Annotated in this window: 1 pseudogene; it reads right to left on the minus strand. The window is 65.9% G+C overall.

Going from position 1 to position 264, the window contains the following annotated elements:
* Positions 1 to 264: pseudogene (gene gvpJ / locus ACSNOK_RS34650) on the minus strand (gas vesicle protein GvpJ); the annotation flags it as partial.

Here is a 264-nt window from a genome sequence, read left to right on the forward strand (position 1 = left end):
GCGTTCTCCAGCACCTCGGGCAGACCGGGCGACTTCCTGGGCCCGGATTCCAGATCGAGGCGGTTGCACGCCTCGGCGAAACGCAGGTACGTGTCGACGCTGGCGACCATGACGCGTACGTCGATCTTCAGATCTCGATGCCGACCAGCGAGACGCGGACGAACGCGTCGATCACCAGTCCGCGGTCCAGGATGAGTTCCAGAACATCGTAGAGACCGCTGCTGCCGCCCCCACCTCCGGTGGAACGCTGCGCGGGAACTGCCG

Source organism: Streptomyces sp. URMC 126 (assembly GCF_051386555.1).
In the GTDB taxonomy this organism is placed as follows: Bacteria; Actinomycetota; Actinomycetes; order Streptomycetales; family Streptomycetaceae; genus Streptomyces.